This is a genomic window from Picosynechococcus sp. PCC 7002, from assembly GCF_963860125.1.
Taxonomy (GTDB): domain Bacteria; phylum Cyanobacteriota; class Cyanobacteriia; order Cyanobacteriales; family MRBY01; genus MRBY01.
In genome coordinates this window covers 2222482-2244862 of the sequence record NZ_CAWLFA010000001.1, presented here as the reverse complement: position 1 = coordinate 2244862, position 22381 = coordinate 2222482, and the positions used below count along the sequence as shown (strand labels likewise).

Genomic DNA, 22381 nt, shown 5'->3' with positions numbered 1-22381 from the left:
CAGCACCATGTCAACCCTGTTCACCAGCATTGCCAATCGCCTCCAAAACGTTTTTAACCTAGAGGTTATCGGTGACCAAATTGCCCAGGGCCTAATCAACCTCGTCGTTGCCCTCATTACCTTCGCGGTGTTCTACTGCCTTTGGAAGATTGTTGATGTGCCCCTCTATGCATCCTTCAAAAAATCAAAACTCGATAAAACCTCCGCCAGCTTCTTAAGAACCCTCGTTCGCTACGCCATTTTGACCTTTGGCGCGATCCAAGCCCTCAACGCAGTTGGGATTAACATGGCCGCAATCGTCACCAGTTTGGGACTTGTGGGATTAACGGTCGGTTTTGCTGCCCGGGATGCCCTTTCTAACTTGATTTCTGGGCTGCTCATTTTTTGGGATCGGCCCTTTGTGATTGATGACCTCGTGGAAATTAATGGTCTCTATGGCCGCGTCGAAACAATCACCCTAAGGAGCACGCGCATTGTGACCGTTGATGGCCGGATGTTAGCGGTGCCTAATTCTGTCGTGATCAATTCAACGGTGATCTCTTACACTAATTTTCCACAGTTACGCCTCGATATTGATGTCACCGTCGCTGTCCATGAAAATCTAGAGCGGGTACGACAGATCCTCTTGTCTTTGGTCGATGATCGCAGCATATTTACCGACACACCGCCCGCTAAAGTGGTGGTGACGGCTCTCAATGACTATAACGTGGCACTCCAACTTCAGGTTTGGTTACGCAATGAGCGCACCCATATTCCCGAACGCTTTGCCCTCCGAGAAAAAGTTTTTACCGCTTTAACCGCAGCAGGGATTGATATGCCCTTTGAAACAATTCAGCTCACTCCCTTGGCTGTGCAATTGCAATCAGAAATCTAGACAAGACGCCTGAAGCTGCGAGAAAAAATCGATTGGTTTGTCCTGGTGGGGATGTTGAAACTTTAGGTAATAAGCATTAAGAGAATAACCACAATCCCCTGGCAAAGGACTGTGATTGGCATCTTCGTAAATAGCCGGTAAACCCCCTGGAAGATAAAGGCGATCGCCGACCAGGGGAAAGCCCATTGCTGCCATATGAATCCGAATTTGATGGGGGCGTCCAGTGAAAATTTGCACCTCAACCCGTGAAACTTTTGCTAGACGTTCTAGAACTCGCATTTCACTATGGGCAGATAAACCATCTGCTGTGGCGGCAAAGATTGTCCCCAGGCTAGGATGAAAGATTTTGCCGATGGGTGTGGTGATGGTGATTTGATCAGGATAATCGCCCGCTGGAATGACGGCCCGATAAATTTTTGTGATTTGATGTTCTCGTAATTGGCGTGTTAGTGACTGTCGCCCCAAAGGCGATCGCCCCAGGATCATCAACCCAGAAGTCCCCCGTCCCAAGCGATGAATCGGCACTGGTGTTTCGTCAGGAAATTGCCTTTTGAGTTGCGCTAACAACGTATTTTCTAAAAAATTTCCCGCTGGCAGCACCGGTAAACCCGCGGGTTTATCGATGATCCAAAAATGGGGGTCTTGGTGCAAAATTTGGAAATTTAACGGCACATCTGGCTCTTCCCAAGGGGGGCGATGATACTCTAGCCGTTGATTCTTTGCTAAACGTTGTGTGGCAGTGGCCGGTTTGCCGTCTACAAAAATTTGCTGATTTTCAAGCCGTTTAGCCCATTCTTGTCGCGTTGAATGGCGATAAAATTCTGCATAAAAATCCAAGACCGCTAGGCCCGCTTGGGAGGGTTTCACGCGATCCCGGTAGACCCAGCCTTGATTGAGCATTTTACGAATTTACGAATACTGATAAATATTTTTGCGGGGATTAAAACTTTCGACTTCCTGTAATTTTTCGTACAAAGCCCGCTCTTCTTCGGTAATTTCTGGTGGTAAAACAAGCTGGACTTCTACCAGTTGATCGCCACGAGAGCCGGAGCTACGGGGATACCCTTTATTCGCCAACCGTAATCGCTGACCTGGTTTAACCCCCTTGGGCACAGTCATTTTTACTAGGCCGTCAATGGTCGGAATTTCGATGGAACCACCCAAAATAGCTTCGCTAGGACTGAGGGGCACTTGGCAGTAAATATCAGCACCCTGCACTTCAAAGAAAGGATGGGGAGCCACAGTAATTTTGAGATATAAGTTACCGCCATTGATACCCTGATTGCGCAACCGAATGCGCTGGCCATCGACCATGTGGGGCGGCATATCGACTTCAAGCGATCGCCCATCTTCGAGACGAATCCGTTCTCGCCCACCGCGATAGGCTTTTTCCAGGGGCAGGGTGAGACGTGCTTCCACATCCCGTTTGGCAGGGGATTTTGGGGTAGCCACTTTGGTTGTTTTTGTGGTGCCGGGGCGAAAATCTTCGTAGCTATTGCTCCGAACCCGGGCGGTGGTCTGCTGTCGGTCTTTCGGCCCAAAGGGATTGACACTGCCAATATTGGCGAACTGACTAAAATCGTTGCGCTGGGGTCGATTGGTGCGATTAAAACCAGGGCGACTGTATTTTCCCCCCATGGCCCGGGTGAACTGGTCATACTGCGATCGCCGCCCATCATCGGACAGCACTTCGTAGGCCTCGTTGAGATCCTTAAACTTTTCTTCTGCTACCTTATCCCCTGGGTTGACATCCGGATGATAGCGCCGCGCTAACCGTCGAAAGGAGCGCTTAATCTCATCACTAGAGGCATTACGAGGAACGCCTAAAATTTCATAATAGTTACGCAAATTGTTCATATTTAGGCGACAGAGTGAGGAATTCTCTCCTTAGATAATGGCGCACTGTTCCCAGATGTGATGTTTATTATGCCGGAATTACGAAGTAAAACAACTGTCTAGAACCATTCATCGTCCTCGTCCCAATCATTTTCGTAGGGGATATTGCGCCCTTGGCCTTGGCTGTAATACTTGCGGGAGACGTTCCGTTGTTCGTAGGGATCGCGACTGGTGGGTCGCGGTGGTCGAGAAGCGGGCGGTTCCACGGGACGACGGGGGGCAGTACCATTCCCATAGCGGTCATCTAGTGGGCGATCGCCCCCATAATTTTGGCGCGGTTGGGCAGCCCCATAGTCATAATTGCGGGTCGGTTGCGGTCTTTGGGGTGGCCGGGGGGCATAGTCATAGTTGCGTTGGGGTGGTGGCGCATCATAGCCCCGCTGGGGTGGGTAACCAGCCCCTGGTCGGTAGTTAGAACGGGAATCATAGTACAAATCATCCTCATCATCACCGATCAAGGTTTTCTTAATCGTGTCAAAGAAAGAATCATCTTCCCCTTGGTCATACTGGAGGCGTACCTCGCGGTTAAGCTCATACAACGCATCCTGTAAATCCGCCTGGGCGCGATCCAAACGGCGATCATCATTTTGTTTGAGGCTCTCTAAAATTTCCTGGGACAAACTCTCAATGCGGCGACGATAGTAGCTCGCAAACTGACTACCAAAATCAAGGGTGACTTCCTTCAATCTGCGTTGGGCTTGATCCGTTAAAGCTTTGGCCCGGTTGCGCTTTTCAACCTTCTCCCGTCGCTCTCGATCCTCTTGGGCAAATTGCTCTGCATCCCGCATCATCCGGTTCACTTCACTATCTGTCAAGGTGGAGGAACCCTGGATTGTAATGCTTTGTTCCCGGCCGGTGGTTTTATCCCGGGCCGACACCTGCAAAATACCATTGGCATCAATATCAAAGGATACCTGTACCTGGGGAATCCCACGGGGCGCTGGCGGAATTCCCGTTAACTTAAAGCGACCGAGGGATTTATTTCCCTGGGCCATTTCCCGTTCCCCCTGAACCACATGAATCTCGACGACGGTTTGGTTATTTTCTCCCGTCGAAAAAATATCCGAACGCCGCACCGGAATCGTCGTATTCCGGGGAATCAGCTTTTTCGTCACCCCACCGATGGTTTCTAACCCAAGGGACAAAGGCGTCACATCAAGCAGCAAAATATCTTTGACTTCTCCGCCGAGGATCCCCGCTTGGATCGCCGCTCCCACTGCCACTACTTCATCGGGGTTGACGTTTTGATTGGGTTCGCGGTCAATGAAACTCCGTACGAGACCCTGCACGAGGGGAATACGGGTAGAACCCCCCACAAGAACTACTTCTCGAATTTGCACAGGACTAATGCCTGCATCCTGGAGGGCACGTTTAATGGGGCGACGCAAACGACTGATCAATTCTCCGCAAAGGCTCTCAAAGGTGGCACGGTCGAGTTGGGTTTCGAGGTGCTTCGGGCCCTCCTCGGTGGCGGTAATAAAGGGAAGATTGATCTCAGTGACGGTGACCCCAGACAGTTCAATTTTGGCTTTTTCGGCAGCTTCCGTGAGTCGTTGGAGGGATTGGCGGTCTTTGCGCAGATCAATATTTTCCGCTTCGAGGAATTTTTCAGCGAGCCAATCAACAATTTTTTTATCGAAATCGTTCCCACCAAGCTGGGTATCGCCACTGGTGGCTTTCACTTCAAAAACGCCATCCCCCACTTCTAGGACGGAGACATCGAATGTCCCGCCCCCCAGGTCAAAGACGAGGATGGAGGAACTGCCTTGTTGTTCCAAGCCATAGGCAAGGGCGGCGGCGGTGGGTTCGTTGATAATCCGCAGGACTTCAAGACCGGCAATACGTCCGGCATCACGGGTTGCCTGGCGTTGGGCATCGTTGAAGTAGGCAGGTACGGTGATCACGGCGCCTGTGACGGGTTCACCGAGGTAACGTTCGGCTTCGTCGGCAAGGCGGCGAATAATTTTGGCAGAAATTTCTTCGGGGGCGAATTCTTGACGGAGACGGGGACAACGAATTTTGACGGTATCGGTTTCGGTGCGGCGGATGGTATAGGGGACTTGTTTGGATTCGGGGGTGAGTTCGCTGTAGCGGCGACCCATGAAACGTTTGACGCCGTAGTAAGTGTTTTGGGGGTTGAGTACGGCTTGACGGCGCGCCATTTGGCCGACGAGGAGTTCGCCATCTTTGTTAAAGCCAACGACGGAGGGGGTGGTTCTGGCTCCTTCGGAATTTGCAATGACAAGGGGTTTGCCGCCTTCCATCACTGCAACGACGGAATTTGTGGTTCCTAGATCGATGCCGACTACTCTACCCATGCGTTTTTTGATTCTCCTTGGTGTGGCCCGACAATCTATATATATTAGGTTGCGCCACGATTGTTAACAATATTTGCCCTTTATTTTATCGGAGCGATTGGGGAATTTCAGAGCTGACCTTGGAGGCTTTCGAGAATTTTGAGGGCTTGGGTTTGGTTTGTGGCTTGGTTTTGCTGCTCAAAAAGGGAGACAGCTTGGGTCATATCGGCGATCGCCTGTTCGAGATTATCGAGTTTGTAGTGGGTAATGGCGCGGTTGTAGTAGGCTTCGGCGAATTCAGGATTGCCAGTAATGCTAGCGGTGTAGTCCTGGAGGGCGGCGGTGTGATTTTCAAAACGGTTGTGGGCCAGGGCGCGATTATAGTAGGCCTTGAAATAGTTGGGCCGGAGGGTCAGGGCTGCATTGTAGTCGGCGATCGCCTTGGCATGGTAACCGTTGGCGAGTTCGGTTTGGTTGGCGTTGCGGGCCTGGAGCGCGAGATCGTCGTAGGCGTTGCCCCGGTTAATGAAAAAATCTGGATTGTTATTTTTGAGGATAATCGCTTGGTCACAATCGGCGATCGCCTGTTCATAGTTGTCGAGCAAATAGGCAGCGTAACAGCGGTTCCCGTAGGCGTCGGCAAATTCGGGTTTGAGCTGGATCGCCTGGCTATAGTCATCGTAGGCGGCCTGGTATTCCCCCAGGACATGGTAGCTGTAGCCGCGATTGTAGTAGGCGTCGGGGTCGGATTCGTCGAGGTTAATGGCCGCTGAAAATTCGGCGATCGCCCCTTCAAAATTCCCTTGGGTGAGGGCATCGACCCCCGCGTTATACCGTTGGATCGCGTTGGCGGCGTTATTGCTTGTTTCAGGGGCGGTCTGGGACAGTCCGGGGGTGCCGGAGCCGAGGAGAAGGACTGTTCCCAAAAGGATCCAAGGGGTGCTGCTGTTCATGGGAATTTTCGTTCGGGGCTGCGCATAGTTACCTAGTTCCATCTTAGAGGGCTATGACAGCGTTAAGTTCCCGTCCTTAAGACTTTGCATTAGTTTGATGATTGGTGGCGATCGCCTAACTTACCGCATTCCCACACATTTGCCATGGTGAATAAGCAAAATTACAATTCGATGTCTTCGTAAATATCGGCTAGGGCCAGATCGCAGTCGATGGAAACAAGGTGAATCACTTCATCAATGGCCGTATATTCCGTGAGGCTCCATTGTTTCGGGCCTTGGCGATGGTAATGCTCCACAAATAACTGCTCCGGTTCGATGAGCAGATAGTCTTGAAACTCTGGGATAGAGCGATAATAATGGAACTTTTCGCTGCGGTCATAGTTTTTTGTCGCAGGGGAAAGCACTTCGGCAATGAGGCAGGCATTTAAAACGGTATCTTTTCGCCCCTCCTGCAATACCAAGGGCTTGCCAGTGACCATCACATCGGGATAGGTATAAATTTGCTGGGAGGGAATCCAGAGTCGCTGATCAACGTGAAAAACTCGATAGGGACTTTTTTTGAGCCTTAGTTTTAAAGCAATATATAAATTGCCACTAACTTCATTGTGAATAGGTGTCCCACCAGCCATGGGTTTAATCACTCCTTGGATATATTCGTGGCGATCGCTTGCCTGTTCCTCTTGGGCTAAATAGGCTTCGGGGGAAATGGGTTTTGCCAATGTTTGTGGGGTCATAGTTTTTTCTCACCTGGGGCTTTACCGCTTGCCTTGCCTTCAAGCTAACATAAGTTTTTCGCGCAGATTGCCTTAGCGATTAGGATTTGGTGTTGCTTTGGTCGTCGGGTGATTCCTTTGATTTGAAGACGGTCATGATGCCTTTGTCATAGTTGGAGGCGATCGCCAAAAAAGCGCCCCCCAAAATGTAGAAAGGCAAGGGCACAAAAAATCCTTTGATTAGCTGAAAAATTTGCACTGCGATAAACAGGACGACAACACTCGTTAACCAAACTTGCATTTGTTTTTCTCCTCAAATCCCAACAGTCTAGGTAATTTTTAGCGCATCCAGGTTGGCGATCGCCAGAAATCTTGCTCAAGTGGCCCGCAGATCGCGGCGTTGCAAATATCCCCTCGGAGTATTCAAACTGCCGGGTAAAGTGCCGTGATCAACCACAGTCAGGCGATCCATGTTGTAGGTGGTGTAGCGCAAGTTTGTGCCGCCCCTGGGAATATCAATCATCGTGAGGCTCCGGTAAGGGGAAAGATTGCCTTGAACTAGAGAACGCGGCCCATCTCCTAAAGCACCTGTATGGAGCAGTTCCAATTGCCCCCGGTGAGCGGGATAGTAAGCGTGTTGGTGACCGCTGATGTAGGTGTGGACGTTGTATTTTTCGAGCAGAGCCTGGAGGCGATCGCCATCATGGAGATAATTTCCTGGCTCTGAGCGGCTGCCCGAAGCGACAGGATAGAGGGATAAATGCCCTAGGGCGAACCGTAAACGACTCCGTTGAGCTTGGTCACTGGCGAGACTGGCTTCGATCCAAGCCAACTGTGCTGGACTAATGCGGGCGGTGGAAGCATCCCACACAGAGTAAAAAATATTGTCTTGGGTAAAGCTGTAATAGAAAGGAAAATGACGACGGTCAACAAAGTCTAGGGTCGGGGTATGGGCAGGGTTGCGCCAATATTGACTGGCCGCCTGACGATCTGCGGCAAAGGCGTATTGTCCATTGCGCAGGGAGCCGGAAGCATCGTGGTTCCCGAGGGTGAAGGCGAAGGGAATGTTTGCTTGGCGCAGGGGTTGGGCAATGTATCGTTCAAAGGCTTGCCACATGGAGGTGAGCTGGGCTGGGGTGAGGCTGCTTTTTTGGCCTGCGACCATATCGCCCGCACAGAGCACTAGATCCGGTTGCCAATCGGGAATCAAGGCGATCGCCCGTTTCACTTGGGACAGATAATCCGTGGAACCATAGGCACTGTTCAGGTCGCTAATCACAACCAGGCGCGTCTCCCCTGGGGCTGGGGCATTAAGTGCAGTCGGTGCAGAATTAGCGATCGCCTGAGATTTTGCAATAATCCCACGCGAAATAAGTACACTCCCTAGGGCCAAGCCCCCATAGGTTAAAAACTGTCGTCGATTCCCGTGCATTGGTTTTAGCCCCGCAAAATTTTCACTTCATCGAGGTTGGCGATCGCCACATCCGCTGTTTCTAGGTGCGCTTGGGTAGCATCTCCCCAACAAATTCCCACGGTGCCCGCGGCCCCTGCCGCCTTGGCCATTTGAATATCCCCTGGGGCATCGCCCACCATCAGGGTTCGACTCGGCTCAGTTCCCAGGGTTGCACAGGCTTTGAGGAATAACGCGGGGTCGGGTTTGAGGCCAAATTCTGCCCCCATTTCCAGTTGGATGTAATCTTGCAACTGGTAAGTTTTGACGAAAATTTCCACGTTGGCGGTGCTGTCCATGGAGAGAATCCCCAGTTTCAAACCTGCATCGTGGCAAAATTTCAGCACCTCTAGGCTCCCGGCAAACAATGGTGATGTATGACTGCGATCACCCAACATCTGTTCCGCTTCCGCAAAGGCTTTTTTGGCAATATCGAGGGCTTCAAACCAACTGCGCCCGGTTTCGGCAATGTAGGCGGCGGCGGCGATCGCATTTTCTGGGTGACTGCCCACCGCCATTAGTCCCGTTGGGTCGAGTACCCCATCCACCATCCCGAAGGCCATCAGCAGCGGTTCCCCCACTCCTGGAATTTGGGCATCGATCAACCGGGCGCGTTTTTGGGCCAGTTCCCGCAGATAGTTCTGGGAGTCGGCGAGGGTGCCATCTTTATCAAAAATGATTCCCGTAATGTTTTCAAAAAGGCGATCGCCCACTTGCACTGTAATCATCGTAAATGCCACTAATCCGTTGCCAAGGTCAATAACATTTTAGGTGCCGACGGTGAGCCGATATTTTAAACTGAGCAGACTCAGCCAGAGGGAAGGGTATTTTTCCGATAGCCAAGCTTCCGAGTTTTCGAGCCACTGGGGTAACCAACCCATTAACAGTAGACTCAACACCGCATCAAAACTAAAGGCAAAGTAAGCACCGACCCAGCGGATAAAGTCCTTCGCCCCAGCCATTTGCCAAATCCACACCAGCAACGCCGGGTTTTGGCGGGCCGCAACCAGGGCTAGCTTATTGAACATCAGCCAACTGGTGCGGTCTTTAATAAAGGTCTCGGCCACCTCTGGGGAGGAATCTGCTAACAGCCCAAAGAAGGTGTTTAACATGGCATTGATCCGTTGGGGCGGTAACTTCATCCCCGTCGGCACCATCATCCCCTTAGAAAAGAGCCAAGTCACCGCAATATTACTTTGGTAGGCGCGGATCTTGCTCAAATTCTGCTGGTCAAGGAGATCTTTTTGGAGAGCAATATCCAGGAGCTTCGTCAGACGGTCTAAATTGCGTACCAGGGAACCAAACCCCGTAAAGACCAACGGAGACTGGAGGGAGGCCGCATCCCCAATGGCGAGGAGTCGATCAAAGGCCACTTGGCGATCGCCTGCGCCCACATTGAAATAACCCGGAATATAACCAAACGTCGCCTTCTCAAAGGTGAGTTGGGCCATGTCACAGCGGCGGTACTCCGGCAAAATGCTGAAAAAGTCTTCGTACATTTCCAACAAAGACCCCGGATTCTCCGGGTTTACCTCGTGGTAATGGAACAGATAAATCGTCATCTCGTCCCCTTGACCCGGAAACAATTCCCAAATTAACTGTCTGCCCCGGGAAATATCCCCATGGGAATTTAAAACATCCCCATATTCGCTATCCCACACCGCCGGGTCAAACCCCTTCACCACGGCTCCCACCGTCGGACAAACGCTATCAAAAGGACGTCCCTGGTTCAACTGCGCCGCAATGGGAGAAGCCGTCCCCATTGCATCCATCAGCAGCCGCGCCTGAACAATTTTTTCGTCTCCGGTCACCAATGATTTCGTGAAAATCTGCGCCCGTTCCCGGCCAATATCTGCCCGGATAAATTCCGTCTGATCCCAAATTTCGCCCCCAGCAGCCCGTAATTTTTCACCACATTTTTCGAGCAACAGTTCCGAAGCTACGGCAATATTCAGCACCGTCGGCGTGTAGAGAATATTCGCCTTGAGGTGGGATGGATTATTCCCATCGAAAAACTTGTTAAACCCATTTTTATATTCACGGGCAACTAAGGTTTCAATTTCTGTTTCATCAAACAAGCCCAGATTAATCAGACTTTGGAGTTCACTGCGGGAAATATTCCACTCCCGGTTCATCCGCCCAAAGGGCAACCGCTCAATTAGCAACACCTTGTAACCCAGTCGTGCCATAACAGCAGCATGAATCACCCCTAAAGCGCCACCAATGTAAACCAAGTCATATTGGGCGAACTGGGGATCGGCGGGCTGATTTTTTTCAAAAATAACGGGTTGGGGCGCTTGGGGATTTTTCACCGTTTCTCGCCAGCGTTTTTCCCACCAATAGGCCCGCTGCAAGTCAAACTCTCCCTGGGGAAATTTCTGGAAATATTCGACTGTTTTCGGATAATCTGCGGCCAAAGCGTCAAAAATGGATTGGCCTGGTTGAATTTCAGGGGGGGCTGGGTACTGATTGGGGAAAGCCTGTTCTAAATCTGATTTGAGTTGGCGACAAAGACTCTGGGGCTGGGGAAATCCTGACGCCCAGGCAAATACTTTTAAGTAGGTGGTACGCTGCACATTCCAGGTGAAAATCGAGAGTTTGGCCCCATTGGCGACTAGGCGAATGCCTGTGGGGGTCTGCTGCTTCTCTCCGTGCCGGGGTTGCCAACTGGTCTGTAGCCAATGACAAACTTTGTCAGTGTCGGGGGTAGGGACTTCGAGATAAAGCAGTTCTTCCATGGAAATTACAGATGGGTGAGGGGTGATGTCGCTCTGGATTATCATACCCGCTTTGATTTGCCCAAGGGAGAGGCCTTAGGATCGACAAAACAGCGTTGGGTTCGTAATTTTTCTTATAAAAACTTAACCTTGTTAAAATAGAATTGATCATTTATTCAACACAGGAGGGTTCATGGCTAATATCACCTACGTTCCGGCAAATAAGGACGTGATTGCGGCAGATGGTGCAAATTTACGGGAAAAAGCCCTGCAAAATGGCGTGGATTTGTACACTTTCGGCGGAAAATTGATGAATTGCGGTGGTGTTGGCCAATGCGGAACCTGCATTGTCGAGATTCTGGAGGGGATGGAAAACCTGTCGCCCAAGACTGATTTTGAGAAGCGGCGTCTCAAGCGTAAGCCCCCCAGCTATCGCCTTGCTTGCCAAACCTTGGCCCATGGGGATGTTGTTGTAAAAACCAAACCCTAAGGGCAGCCTCTTTGGTTTTTTGTTTAGGAAGATATTCTTTGGGAATCCCCGTGGCGATCGCCCCTGGTAAGGAGCTAGAGGTGATATTCTTGATATCATTGTGATCTAGCTCGATGAAGAGGCGATTATTCAATGCAAGTTAACGATCTCGGTTTCATTGCAACGATTCTTTTTGTACTCGTACCCACCGTTTTTTTGTTGATCCTTTATATCCAGACCAACAAAACGGCTTCCTAAGAAAAACCATTTTAAAAAAACACGATAAAAAACAATGGGGGACAGATCCTTGGCGATCGCCCCCTTTTTTATGGCTGTGAATCGGTTTTCTTTTTAGCTGGCATCAGTCCGAGCTAAGAGCACAGGACAAGGCGCATTGACCCGCACATAGTCCGATAGAGACGTGCCCAGCAAGCGATCTAGGTCAGGCATACTCTTAGCAATGGAAGGACGGCGATCTGGGGAACCTAGGATTAACAAGTCAATGTTTTGGTCTTTGGCGACATTACAGATCGTGGCCCCAGGACGACCCCCAACGACTAACGTTTTGTACGCAATGCCCATTTGTTTAGCCCGTTGAATCGCTGGGGCGAGGGCCGGATTCGCGTCCATTTCTGCTTGGGAAAGGGAAAGATTCCCTGGTAAATCAGGGTTAACCCGCAGGAGCAGCAGTTCGCAGCCACCATAATCCCGCAGCATTTGCAGGGCTAGATCCAAACCATACATTGCTGCATCGGATTTATCGATGGCGACCATGACTTTTTTGACTGTGCGCACATAGATGTCATCCTTAACCAGGAGCATCGGGCGATTGGTGAGCTGGAAGACGTATTGACTCACAGAATTAGCGAGGATCGACTGTAGCCGTTTGAGTCCCCGGGAGCCCATCAGAATTAGGTCGGCATCAATCTCATCGGCGACTTTGCAGACCACGTCTTTAGGGTCCCCTTGGCGCAGAATGGTGTTAACGTTGCCAGGATCGAGCTTGAGGTCTTGGATCGCTTGGGCGAGGAGCTTACCACCGGTTTCGTAGCCTTTTTGTTCGATGTCGGGAGTCAGCTCTTCCTTCACAACATGGAGAATATTAATGCTAGTGTCTTTGAAGGCAGGGAGCTTGAGCAAGTTTTTCAACATATCCTGGACTTGCCCAGTGCCAGAATCAGCGAAGAGAATTTTTCTAATCATGGGACGACTGTTAACGGGGTTTTTCAAATGGGCTTTTATCCCTAGGATCCAGCATACTCCCTTCTGAGGGCGGGAAATTTTAAGGCTTATTACATAATGGAAGTTGATTTTTTTACGGAATTTTCACCACGATGGATTTGATGCGATCGCTGCCCATTGGGTTATATCTGGAGCAGCCCCAAACCTGGCTCCACCGACTAGACCCTCGGGTAAAACTCGCTTGGTTGATGAGTTTTTTGATTGGGCCGATTTTGGCGAACAACCTGTGGCGCTTGGGTTTGGTGGGGTTATTAATCGCGATCACCCTAACGGCATTAATTCCCCTGCGGGTCTGGAAACAACAGATGGGGTTGCTATTAATTTTTTGTTTGGTGTTGTTTGGGGTTACGTTAATCACCCCCGATGGCTTGGTGCTTGATCATCAGCCCCGTTTACCGGCAGAGGATCTAGATATTCAGCAAAACTATGAATATGTGGTGTGGCAGTTTAAATTTATCTCCGTCACGCGCCTCAAACTCGATCTGGGCATTAAGCTCAGTACACAAATTTTCACGTTGCTCTACAGCACCAATCTGTATCTGTTGACCACGGCAGCGGAAGAAATTACCACGGGTTTAGAGTTTCTCCTGGGGCCCCTGCGCCGACTCAAGGTTCCGGTGACAGAAATTTTGCTCACCCTGACCCTCTCACTCCGATTTATTCCCCTTGTGTTAGAGGAAATTCAGAATTTAACGCGTTCAGTCCGCACAAGGGCGATCGCCTGGAAGACCCTAGGGTTCAAACAGAGTGCTCAACTGTGGCTGATGGTCTCCGAAAAACTCCTCGAAAATCTCCTAATGCGGGCTGAACAAATGGCGACGGCGATGGATATCCGGGGCTTCACCAGTCCAAACCAGCACCTTGTCCGTTGGCATCAACTGCGCTTCCACCGTTGGGATTGGCTGATCCTTGTGTTGCTGCTGCCCTTTTGGTCATTGCGCTTCCTCTGGGGCTAGTTAGTAACGAATCCGTGGGTCGATCAACGCATTCACAATATCAATCACCAGACTGACCACCACCACAATCGCCCCGAAAAACACCATAATCCCCTGTACCGTTGGATAATCCCGCAGGGAAATTGCCTCATAAAGACGATTCCCCAAACCTGGCCAGGAAAATGTCACTTCCGTTAAAACCGCTCCTCCCAACAAAGCCGCGAAGGTTAAACCCAAGACCGTGATTACCGGAATGAGCGCATTTTTCAGGGCATGGTTCCAGAGAATTTTTCGTTCAGGAATACCCCTGGCCCGCGCCGCTTCGACATAATCCGACTGCAACGTTTGGCGCAGATTAACCCGCACAATGCGCTCAAAAATACCACTCAAGAGAATTCCCAACGTACAGCAGGGCAACACCAAATAATACAAAGCCGTTCTGAGTTGCAAAAAACTTCCCGTGAGCAGACTATCGAGGGTATAGAGGCCCGACAAGGTGGGCGGTGGGGGCACATCCAACGGAAAGCGTGTCCCCAGGGGAAACCACCCCAACTGCACCGAAAAAATGAGTTGTACCACCATTCCCATCCAGAACAAAGGCAGTGCGTAGGTGATAATCCCGAATAATCGCCCGCCCACATCAAACCAAGTGCCTTGGCGGGAGGCCGCGAGCATCCCCACGCCAGCTCCCACCACCACCGCAACAATCATGCCAAACAAGGTTAATTCTACGGTTGCGGGAAAATGCTGCTGAATCACCTCCCACACCGGTAAGCCGCGACTGGTGAGGGATGTTCCTAAGTCAAATTGCAATAGGCTGCCGAGGTAACGGACATACTGCAACCAGAGGGGCAGATCTAAGCCTAGTTGTTCCCGGAGTAGGGCCTTGGTCGCTTCAGGGGCACGGTTGCCGAGGATTGCATCAGCGGGATCGCCTGGGGTGGCCCGGAGTAGTAGAAAAACGACAGTGATAATGGTTAACAACATCAAGGGAGCCAGGAGCAGACGCACCAAGATGTAGTACTGGAGAGCTTTACTGCGGGAAGCCATGGGCAATGGGTGGGGAGAGATAGAACTGGAAAAATTATAGGAAACTGCGGTCGTTCCCCAGAAAAATTATTCTGGGCTAGTGAGGGGAATTAACGTTATGACAGACGGTAGAGTTGGGGAACTAGGTTACAATACAGTCTCGAAATTTTCTGCAATTTCGGCACAAATCTTTCTCTTTCATCATTGCGATCAGACCTATGGGCAACAGCTTCGGACATTTATTTCGGATTACAACCTACGGTGAATCCCATGGGGGTGGCGTTGGCGTCGTGATTGATGGTTGTCCGCCCCTCGTGGAAATTTCTGAAGCGGAAATCCAGGCGGAATTAGACCGCCGTCGTCCGGGCCAAAGTCGCATTACAACCCCCCGGAACGAAGCCGACCGCTGTGAGATTATGTCTGGGGTCTTTGATGGGAAAACAACGGGAACGCCCATTTCAATTTTGGTGCGCAATAAAGATCAACGCTCCAAGGATTATTCGGAGATGAAGGAAAAATATCGCCCTTCCCACGCGGATTTTACCTATGATGCGAAGTATGGCATTCGCAACTATGAAGGGGGTGGTCGCTCTTCGGCAAGGGAAACTATCGGTCGGGTAGCAGCTGGGGCGATCGCCAAAAAAATCCTCCAGCAGGTGGCCGGGGTAGAAATTATCGGCTATGTCAAGCGGATCAAAGACTGTGAAGCCGTTGATATTGACCCGAATCAAGTCACCCTTGCGCAAGTAGAAAGCAATATTGTTCGTTGTCCCGATGCGGCGGCGGCGGAAAAAATGATTGCCCTGATCGATGAGATTCGCAAGCAAAAGGATTCCATCGGGGGGGTGGTTGAATGTGTGGCTCGCAATGTCCCTGTCGGCCTGGGGATGCCTGTATTTGATAAGCTCGAGGCAGATTTAGCCAAAGGGGCCATGTCGCTCCCAGCCAGCAAAGGCTTTGAAATTGGTTCTGGCTTTGCGGGGACTTTGCTCACGGGCCAAGAACACAACGATGAATTTACCGTGGATGACCAGGGCCAGATCCGCACTAAAACCAACCGTTCTGGGGGGATCCAAGGGGGTATTTCCAACGGCGAAAACATTGTCCTGCGGGTCGCCTTTAAACCCACTGCAACCATTGGGAAAGAACAACAGACAGCGACGCGAGCCGGTGAAGAAGCAACCCTCGCCGCGAAAGGCCGCCATGATCCCTGCGTGTTACCCCGTGCCGTACCGATGGTGGAAGCGATGGTCGCCCTCGTGCTGTGTGATCATCTCTTGCGGCACCAAGGGCAGTGTCGCACACTCAGCTAACGAAACCACAAGAGCCAAATGGGCAGTGTTCCCAACAAAAGTAGGGTGCCAGTGGCCAGAGAACTAACGGCTAACTGGCGATCGAGGGCATAGGTTTCGCTGACGATCAGGGTGGCAAAGGCGGGCGGCATCGCGATCTGCAACACCAACACTAGACAAATAACGTTGGGCAAATTGAAAAAAGGCAAGATCAAGCCGAACAGAAACGGGGCGATCGCCATTTTGATCAAAAGACTACTGCGCACTGGCGGTATTTCTTGGCCCGGTTCCAATTCCCCCAGGCGCATCCCGATCAAGATGATCGCCAAACCAATGACTACCCAGGAAGCGATTTCTAGACCCCATTCTAAAGGTTCCGGAAAAACGAGCGGCTTACAGGCCAACCCCAACACCAAACTCCAGAGGGAAGGGTTGATGCCCACCTGGGTACCCATATTTTTCAGGCGCGTCCCCCAAGTTTGATTTTCCCCCTGGCCGTAGTAGGTGGCCACCATCACCCCGACCCCATAGCCCCACAACAGACTGCCCAGTAAGTCGTAGAACAAAGCCCAGGCGAAGGTTTCTGGCCCGGCGATCGCCAAACTGATCGGATAGCCCAGATAGCCCGTATTACCAATGCTCGAAACCAATAGGAAACTGCCCTGGGAGGGGAGCGATAAATCGGGGGTACGGTAACGCAACCAGAGCCAAGCCACCCCAAAACAGAGTCCCATTGCCAACCAAGCAACGACCGGCGCAAACCAGAGAGTGCCTGTCAAATCCACCTGGCGCACAAAGCCAAACACACTCAAGGGAATGCCAAACCAAAACAGACCTTTGCCCAGATTGCGCCCCAGGGATGCAGGGAGATATTTCCCCAGGAGCCAACCGCCCCCAATGCCGAGCCCCAACTTGCCGTAGATGAGCGCCAATTGCAGCAGCAATTCTGCCATAAAGTCCCTAACCTTTGATCCTTGTTTGAGCCTAACACCAGATGATGATTTTGCCGGAGAACTTCCCCATTGCGAAGAAAGCAACATAAGATAGAACCACAAAATATTTAGGGAGTGCAGCGGTAGGAATTGAGCGTGTCCGAAGAATTTGATGACCTCTCTGTCCTGGATGACATTGATATTCCTGAGGTCGTGCGGGATGAAGATCCAGAACAAAGCGAAAAAACCACAGGATCTAACCCCAAGCAACGCCTCTTGTTGGGGTTGGGGGGAATCCTCATTGTCGGGTTCGGGGCGATCGCCTCGCGCCAGTTTTTCCAGGCCACCCCAGATCCCGTTGTGCCAGAGGATCTTGCCAGCGATGTTTCTCCGTCCGAATCAGGCAGCAATGATACCGAAACCAGCGAACAAATTCTCGGTCATTTTCCCTACCCCGAAGCCGAGGTCAGTGAACTGGTCGCCGTCAGTGCCAATGGTCGCTTGAAATTACGCCCCGCCGCTGCTGAAAAATTTCTTCAAATGCAGGCTGATGCCAGACAAGCCGGGATCAACTTAGCCTTACTTTCTGCCTTTCGCACCATCGAAGAGCAACAATATTTATTTTTTGACATTAAAGAGCAGCGCGCCCAGGACACCACCAAACGGGCCGAGGTGAGTGCCCCCCCCCGCTACAGTGAACACCATACAGGCTACGCTATCGATCTAGGGGATGGAAATTTGCCAGCGACCCACCTCCAGGAAAACTTTGAAAATACAGCGGCGTTTCAGTGGCTCCAAAATAATGCCGCCCGTTATAGTTTTGAGTTGTCTTTCCCGCGAGATAATCCCCAGGGCATCGCCTACGAGCCTTGGCATTGGCGCTTTGTGGGGGATCAAGATAGTCTGGAAACGTTTTACAAATCCCGCAATTTGAATCCGTAGCCCTTTTCTTGGGAAACGATTGGGAGAGAAAAAGGTGATGGGCGTACATTTTCAGAGGAACATTAGATCATGGTAGAAACCCTCGATCAACAGCGTTGGTGGGTACAACGGTGGCTAGAATTACTGGATTCTTACCGCTTTAAAAAACGTCTCGAACGGGCGCGTATCTATGCGAAAGCGGGTAATGTGCTGCAAATTGATTTCGTCGAAGCCCAGGCGATCGCCCTCGTGCAGGGGAGCGAACCAGAACCCTACCGCGTTTCTTTAAAACTAGACCCCTTTAGTGACGAAGCTTGGGGCTATGTGGTGGAAAGTTTAGCCCAAAAGGCGCTCTTTTCGGCCCAACTGCTAGCCGGGGAAATGCCGGCGGCCATTGAGCAGGTCTTCACGGCAAATGGTTTGAATTTGTTTCCCTTTACCCTGGCAGATATCCACTCCCGCTGTACTTGCCCCGATAAAGCCAACCCCTGTAAACACATTGGCGCGGTTTATTATCAACTCGGCGATCGCTTTAACGAAGATCCCTTTGTGATTTTTCAACTGCGGGGCCGCACCAAGCAACAAATCCTCGATGCACTCCGGGACTACCGACGGCAACATTTCGCCACGGCAACTGCGACCAATTTACCCAGCCATGATCAAGCAGAAATTGAAACATCCCAACCGCAACAGAACCCGGAAACTATTGATATTAAACAGTTCTGGCAATATGACCATCCCCTCGATCCAGATTTGGTTGTGATTACGCCGCCCACCGATGGCACCACGAGCCTCGATCTTTTGGGGGCGATTGCCCTTAATCCAGAGGATGCCCAAGCTTTCCAAAGTTACCTCAATTATGTCTATGGCATGGCCAGTCAAAAGGGGTTAATGCAGGCCTTACAGGGGTTGAATGTGAGCGAATCAGCCTAAATCCAGAAAAATTCGCTAAAATCAAAAGCCGATTGCCTTGAAATACAGCAAAAAGGTCACAATCGATCTGTTTTTTTAGTGGTTTTGCCTGGAGTGTATTGAAATTATGTGGATTATTTCCTTTGTGATTGGTTGTGGTGTTGGTGCGGGGGCGTTTTACCTCGTCAAAAAAGATGACCTGAATCGGCTGGGCACTTTAGAAACGGAACTGAGTCAACTACGACGGGATCTACAAACCAGCGAAACCAACCACGAGCAACGGTTGCGGGAGGCGATCGCCACCTTACAGCAAGAGTATCAAGGCAAAATTGCCACCCTGGAAACGCAACTTGCCGCCGCAAAAAATCCGGCCCCGGCAGAAACAGCAAGCTTGAAGGATCACACCGTCCCGGATACCCTAGAACCGCCGATCCTGGCCGCCACCATCCAACCCCGCACCGACTCTACCCCCGTCTTGGTAAGTAGCCCCAGTGGTAAACCCTGCATTCCGCCAATTCTCGCCCAAGGGGTGACGTTTCAAACTGTCGCAGCGGCGATCGCCTCCTTTGAACCCCCAATTCTCGCTGCCGAAATTCACTGTCGCACCGAAACCTCAAGCCCCAGCCTCACCACCCCCAGCGGCAAACCCTGCATTCCGCCGATTCTTGCCCAAGCCTAAACCAATTTCCCCTTGGGGAGATGCCATAGGATAGAGAGAGCTCTTCCCTGGAGAAAGGTCGCAAATACAAAACTGACTTCCCAGGGAAAATATCTAAGCGGCTTGGAAAATAGACCAGAATTGGGCAATCTCAATTTGAAACTGAGAAAATAAATATCCCCCCAAGGCAAAACTCCCCAGGCCCATCCCACTGAGAATGAGGAACACCTGCCACACCCGATAACCGCGAATCTGTAAATCTAAGTGACACAAAATCCCCGCTGAAAGCAACACAAAAAAGCGGACAAATTGCTCTAGCCAACAAATAATCAAGACCGCCGCAAAGGCCCAGGCTAAGACCGATGTAAAGGCCTTAGCATCGGAGCGCAACCAAGTCCCAAATAACAATTGCATGATTCGTAGAGGAGCCACTAAGACCACCATCAAAAGCAGCACAAGTCCCCCGCCAAATCCCCAGGCCATCTTAAAGGCGATCGCCTGGTCAATAGGCCAGAAAAACCATGTCTGATGCCCTAAGAGCCATGCCTGCCACGCGGGAATCATTTCCCCCACCAGCCAACCAAACACCCCATAGGCCAAACAAAAAAGTCCCAAGGAAATCCAAGGAAAACCATAATCTTGGGTTCGTGATGCTGTCATCTCTATTCTTTACCCACGGACAAATCCTGTTACTTGCTAGGATACCCAACAACCATCCTTCCCTGGGGAAGGTGGCTGAACGCCGGAAGGAATTCTCCCTTGAGGGAGGTGGCCGTCAGGCTGGAGGGTGCCATTCTCCCCTTAAGGCTACTGTGTACACACAAGTAGGGTGAACTAAAATGGAGGAGTCGAGAGGCAGGAAATTCCAATGGATAATCCAATCCTGATTCACGCTACACAAATGAGCGGCAGCTCCTTTGGCGACCCTCGCCTAGAAAAAAGGGGGCGGCATTGTATGAAGCGATGCAAGACCATCAATCAGTAAATATCCGCGCCCTGAGCCGAAATCGAGCAGAACAAGTGGGGTACTATCGTTTCCTTGACAACGACAATGTCAGCCTATGTGAGTTGATACAGAGCGTGTCTGACGCCTGCCAACAACAAGTGGGAGGACTCCACGTCCTGGCCATTAGTGATAGCAGTGAGGTTAACCTACAAGCCCATGTAGGACGAATCAACCCAGAAGGATTAGGAGTGGTAGGCAATAACCAAGATGTCGGCTTTTTTATTCACCCGACTTTAATCGTGAACGCCGAAACAGGGTTTCCCCTAGGTCTCAGTAATATCCAAATATGGAGCCGAAAAGCAGTTCGTCCCAATAAGCATCAACGACGTTACCTAAAGCTACCGATTGAAGAGAAAGAATCCTACAAATGGCTACTGTCTGCCGAAGCATCTGAGCCCTGTCTGAAAAACGGGGGAGTGAAACAAGTAACCCATGTGGGCGACCGCGAAAATGACATATATCAAGAATGGGTGCGAGTTCCCAATGACCAAACCCATGTTTTAGTGAGAGCTTGTCGGGACCGTCGCCTCTGGGATGAGCAGCAATCCCTGTATGAATACTTAAGCGCACAGCACTGCGAAGGGACTTATTCGGTGCAGGTAGTGGCAGATTCTCGATTGGGACGTACTGCCCGCGAAGCTTGGTTAGCGGTACGGATGACTCCAGTTCAGATTCAACGGCCAGATACAGTGGAAGCTCAGGATTATCCCGAGAAGGTACAGCTGTATGCCGTAGAAGCAAAGGAAGTCAATCCTCCCGTAGGACAAGACCCCATTCATTGGCGATTGCTTACAACTCATCGGGTCGTCAGTCTAGAGCAAGCTTTACAAGTGATTGAATGGTATCGTTGGCGCTGGCGAATTGAGCAACTTTTTGGCACTTTGAAGCGGTCTGGATTGGATTTAGAATCCACGCAGTTAGAGTCGGTTAGTGCCATTGAACGACTGACAGTTTTAGCTTTGTCCGTGGCCCTAAGGGTGTTGCAGCTTCTAGAGGGTCGAGATGATTCCAGCCTTGTTGCTCAGGTGGTATTTAGTCCTGAAGAGCAGGAATGTCTCAGGCAACTAGCTCCGACATTGCAGGGGAAAACTCAAAAGCAGCAAAATCCTCATGCTTCAGCTTCGTTGTCTTGGGCAACTTGGCTAATTGGCCGTTTAGGAGGATGGTCTGGGTATCGCTCCCAGTCTCCTCCTGGCATCCGAACTTTGTGGAGGGGGCTATACCAGTTTGAATCTATCTTCCATGGATGGAAGCTCGCTCAATCCACACTTGTGTGTACACAGTAGCCCCTTAAGGGGAGTTAGAGGGGTGGCCCTTGAGGGGAGTTAGAGGGGTGGCTCGAAAGCAATAAAAATCAGGGTGCGCAAACAACCCTGATCCCCAACGAAATAATTGAATTGAATTAGACCGCAATCCCAGAACTCAACCCTAGGACATTGCTTGGGTAATGAAGTCAAAATAAGGAGCAGCAATTCTTGCTTCCTCTGAATCAAGCACACCAAGGGCGGCATCCTTGAGGCAGCGAATCGCATCAACCATCCCAGGCACCGGTACACCGAGGGCGTTGTACATTTCCTTCACCCCGATTAAACCAATTCTTTCAATGGGATCTTTGTCGCCAGCGAGGATACCGTAGGTGACCAGACGTAGGTACCAACCGTAGTCCCGCAGACATTGGTTATATTGCTTCGTGGTGGCTGCATTCCCGCCCGAGGTTCGATATTCTGGGTGGATGCTAAACAGTTGCTTTTGGGCTTGGTCAACGATTTTCTTTTCGTTGTCGGCAAGGGCCTCCGCAATGCGGATCCGTACCGCCCCAGTGGCTAAAAAGTTTTTAATCCCCGAGAGTTCACCGCTGCTGGGATAGCGGAGTTCGTCATCGGCTCTCAGGATAACTTGACTAACGACGCTCATATTATTGCTGTTTTAATAAATGGATTCTTGCTTAGTTTAATAGCTTAGACTATTGTCTCACAAGGCATTCGGGCTTTAATGATTGCCCGATAATTTTAAGAAACGTAAACTCTCTCAGGGAAAGTTCTTCCCCAGTATAGGGGTAAATTGCCATTGGCATCGTCTCTTGGA

At 50.8% G+C, this 22381-nt stretch carries 23 protein-coding genes; 9 read left to right on the top strand and 14 right to left on the bottom strand.

The genetic code is table 11. The features are described from left to right. The first annotated feature begins 7 nt into the window (after positions 1–7). Positions 8–874 carry a mechanosensitive ion channel family protein gene (locus AACQ84_RS10925; RefSeq protein WP_012307763.1) on the top strand — a complete coding sequence of 289 codons (867 nt, stop codon included), beginning with the start codon at positions 8–10 and terminating at the stop codon, positions 872–874. Here the strand turns inward: AACQ84_RS10925 and AACQ84_RS10920 are convergent. The 9 genes from AACQ84_RS10920 to AACQ84_RS10880 form a co-directional block, all read right to left on the bottom strand. Beyond that, the gene (locus AACQ84_RS10920) at positions 863–1774 is read right to left on the bottom strand and encodes an RluA family pseudouridine synthase (RefSeq protein WP_041443583.1); all 912 of its coding nucleotides are present in this window, start codon (positions 1772–1774) and stop codon (positions 863–865) included. The two genes, AACQ84_RS10925 and AACQ84_RS10920, sit on opposite strands and share 12 nt — an antisense overlap. 9 nt (positions 1775–1783) lie before the next feature. Further along, entirely contained in the window at positions 1784–2731 is a 948-nt protein-coding gene (locus AACQ84_RS10915) for a DnaJ C-terminal domain-containing protein (protein ID WP_012307761.1), read from the bottom strand. Positions 2732–2829: 98 nt separating this feature from the next. Further along, positions 2830–5088, bottom strand: coding sequence for a molecular chaperone DnaK (gene dnaK / locus AACQ84_RS10910; RefSeq protein WP_012307760.1), 2259 nt, complete (start codon positions 5086–5088; stop codon positions 2830–2832). 107 nt (positions 5089–5195) lie between these two features. Beyond that, positions 5196–6020: a tetratricopeptide repeat protein gene (locus AACQ84_RS10905; protein WP_041443935.1), complete on the bottom strand. Its 825-nt coding sequence runs from the start codon at positions 6018–6020 to the stop codon at positions 5196–5198. A 161-nt stretch (positions 6021–6181) separates the two neighbouring features. Then, positions 6182–6754: a Uma2 family endonuclease gene (locus tag AACQ84_RS10900; protein ID WP_012307758.1), complete on the bottom strand. Its 573-nt coding sequence runs from the start codon at positions 6752–6754 to the stop codon at positions 6182–6184. A gap of 79 nt (positions 6755–6833) precedes the next feature. Beyond that, on the bottom strand, positions 6834–7034 hold the full coding sequence (locus tag AACQ84_RS10895) for a hypothetical protein (RefSeq protein WP_012307757.1): 201 nt from the start codon (positions 7032–7034) through the stop codon (positions 6834–6836). Positions 7035–7109: 75 nt separating this feature from the next. Further along, on the bottom strand, positions 7110–8165 hold the full coding sequence (locus AACQ84_RS10890) for a metallophosphoesterase family protein (protein ID WP_012307755.1): 1056 nt from the start codon (positions 8163–8165) through the stop codon (positions 7110–7112). A 5-nt stretch (positions 8166–8170) separates the two neighbouring features. Further along, on the bottom strand, positions 8171–8911 hold the full coding sequence (locus AACQ84_RS10885; protein ID WP_012307754.1) for an HAD family hydrolase: 741 nt from the start codon (positions 8909–8911) through the stop codon (positions 8171–8173). Positions 8912–8950: 39 nt separating this feature from the next. Then, a complete protein-coding gene (locus tag AACQ84_RS10880; RefSeq protein ID WP_012307753.1) occupies positions 8951–10921 on the bottom strand; it encodes a hypothetical protein in 1971 nt (656 codons plus the stop codon). A 172-nt stretch (positions 10922–11093) separates the two neighbouring features. On the opposite strand from AACQ84_RS10880, the gene AACQ84_RS10875 reads away from it, so the two are divergent. Together AACQ84_RS10875 and psbM are read left to right on the top strand one after the other, a co-directional pair. Further along, the gene (locus AACQ84_RS10875) at positions 11094–11390 is read left to right on the top strand and encodes a 2Fe-2S iron-sulfur cluster-binding protein (protein ID WP_012307752.1); all 297 of its coding nucleotides are present in this window, start codon (positions 11094–11096) and stop codon (positions 11388–11390) included. A gap of 132 nt (positions 11391–11522) precedes the next feature. Beyond that, complete coding sequence (gene psbM / locus AACQ84_RS10870) at positions 11523–11627, top strand: photosystem II reaction center protein PsbM (protein ID WP_012307751.1); 105 nt, start codon at positions 11523–11525, stop codon at positions 11625–11627. A 93-nt stretch (positions 11628–11720) separates the two neighbouring features. On the opposite strand, the gene AACQ84_RS10865 is transcribed toward psbM, so the two are convergent. Next, entirely contained in the window at positions 11721–12572 is an 852-nt protein-coding gene (locus AACQ84_RS10865) for a universal stress protein (RefSeq protein ID WP_012307750.1), read from the bottom strand. A 131-nt stretch (positions 12573–12703) separates the two neighbouring features. Here AACQ84_RS10865 and AACQ84_RS10860 point away from each other — a divergent pair, with 131 nt between their 5' ends. Then, entirely contained in the window at positions 12704–13567 is an 864-nt protein-coding gene (locus AACQ84_RS10860; RefSeq protein WP_041443581.1) for an energy-coupling factor transporter transmembrane component T family protein, read from the top strand. Here the strand turns inward: AACQ84_RS10860 and AACQ84_RS10855 are convergent, their stop codons facing one another. Beyond that, on the bottom strand, positions 13568–14596 hold the full coding sequence (locus AACQ84_RS10855) for an ABC transporter permease (RefSeq protein ID WP_041443579.1): 1029 nt from the start codon (positions 14594–14596) through the stop codon (positions 13568–13570). Between the two features lie 197 nt (positions 14597–14793). Here AACQ84_RS10855 and aroC point away from each other — a divergent pair, with 197 nt between their 5' ends. Beyond that, entirely contained in the window at positions 14794–15888 is a 1095-nt protein-coding gene (aroC, locus tag AACQ84_RS10850) for a chorismate synthase (protein WP_012307747.1), read from the top strand. Here the strand turns inward: aroC and AACQ84_RS10845 are convergent. After that, positions 15885–16820, bottom strand: a complete 936-nt coding sequence (locus AACQ84_RS10845) for an AEC family transporter (RefSeq protein WP_041443577.1) — start codon at positions 16818–16820, stop codon at positions 15885–15887. The genes aroC and AACQ84_RS10845 overlap by 4 nt on opposite strands. Before the next feature lie 135 nt (positions 16821–16955). On the opposite strand from AACQ84_RS10845, the gene AACQ84_RS10840 reads away from it, so the two are divergent. The 3 genes from AACQ84_RS10840 (at position 16956) to AACQ84_RS10830 (ending at position 19311) form a co-directional block, all read left to right on the top strand. Further along, entirely contained in the window at positions 16956–17741 is a 786-nt protein-coding gene (locus tag AACQ84_RS10840; RefSeq protein ID WP_012307745.1) for a M15 family metallopeptidase, read from the top strand. A 69-nt stretch (positions 17742–17810) separates the two neighbouring features. After that, entirely contained in the window at positions 17811–18653 is an 843-nt protein-coding gene (locus tag AACQ84_RS10835) for an SWIM zinc finger family protein (RefSeq protein ID WP_012307744.1), read from the top strand. Between the two features lie 106 nt (positions 18654–18759). Beyond that, entirely contained in the window at positions 18760–19311 is a 552-nt protein-coding gene (locus AACQ84_RS10830; RefSeq protein ID WP_012307743.1) for a hypothetical protein, read from the top strand. 93 nt (positions 19312–19404) lie between these two features. On the opposite strand, the gene AACQ84_RS10825 is transcribed toward AACQ84_RS10830, so the two are convergent. Then, entirely contained in the window at positions 19405–19950 is a 546-nt protein-coding gene (locus AACQ84_RS10825; protein ID WP_012307742.1) for a hypothetical protein, read from the bottom strand. A gap of 303 nt (positions 19951–20253) precedes the next feature. Between AACQ84_RS10825 and AACQ84_RS10820 the strand changes: the two genes are divergently transcribed. Then, complete coding sequence (locus AACQ84_RS10820) at positions 20254–21582, top strand: IS4-like element ISSysp3 family transposase (RefSeq protein WP_012305554.1); 1329 nt, start codon at positions 20254–20256, stop codon at positions 21580–21582. A gap of 142 nt (positions 21583–21724) precedes the next feature. Here AACQ84_RS10820 and apcD read toward each other — a convergent pair whose 3' ends face one another. Further along, positions 21725–22210 (bottom strand): allophycocyanin subunit alpha-B, encoded by a 486-nt coding sequence (gene apcD / locus AACQ84_RS10815; RefSeq protein ID WP_012307741.1) that lies wholly within the window; start codon positions 22208–22210, stop codon positions 21725–21727. Positions 22211–22381 lie beyond the last annotated feature (171 nt).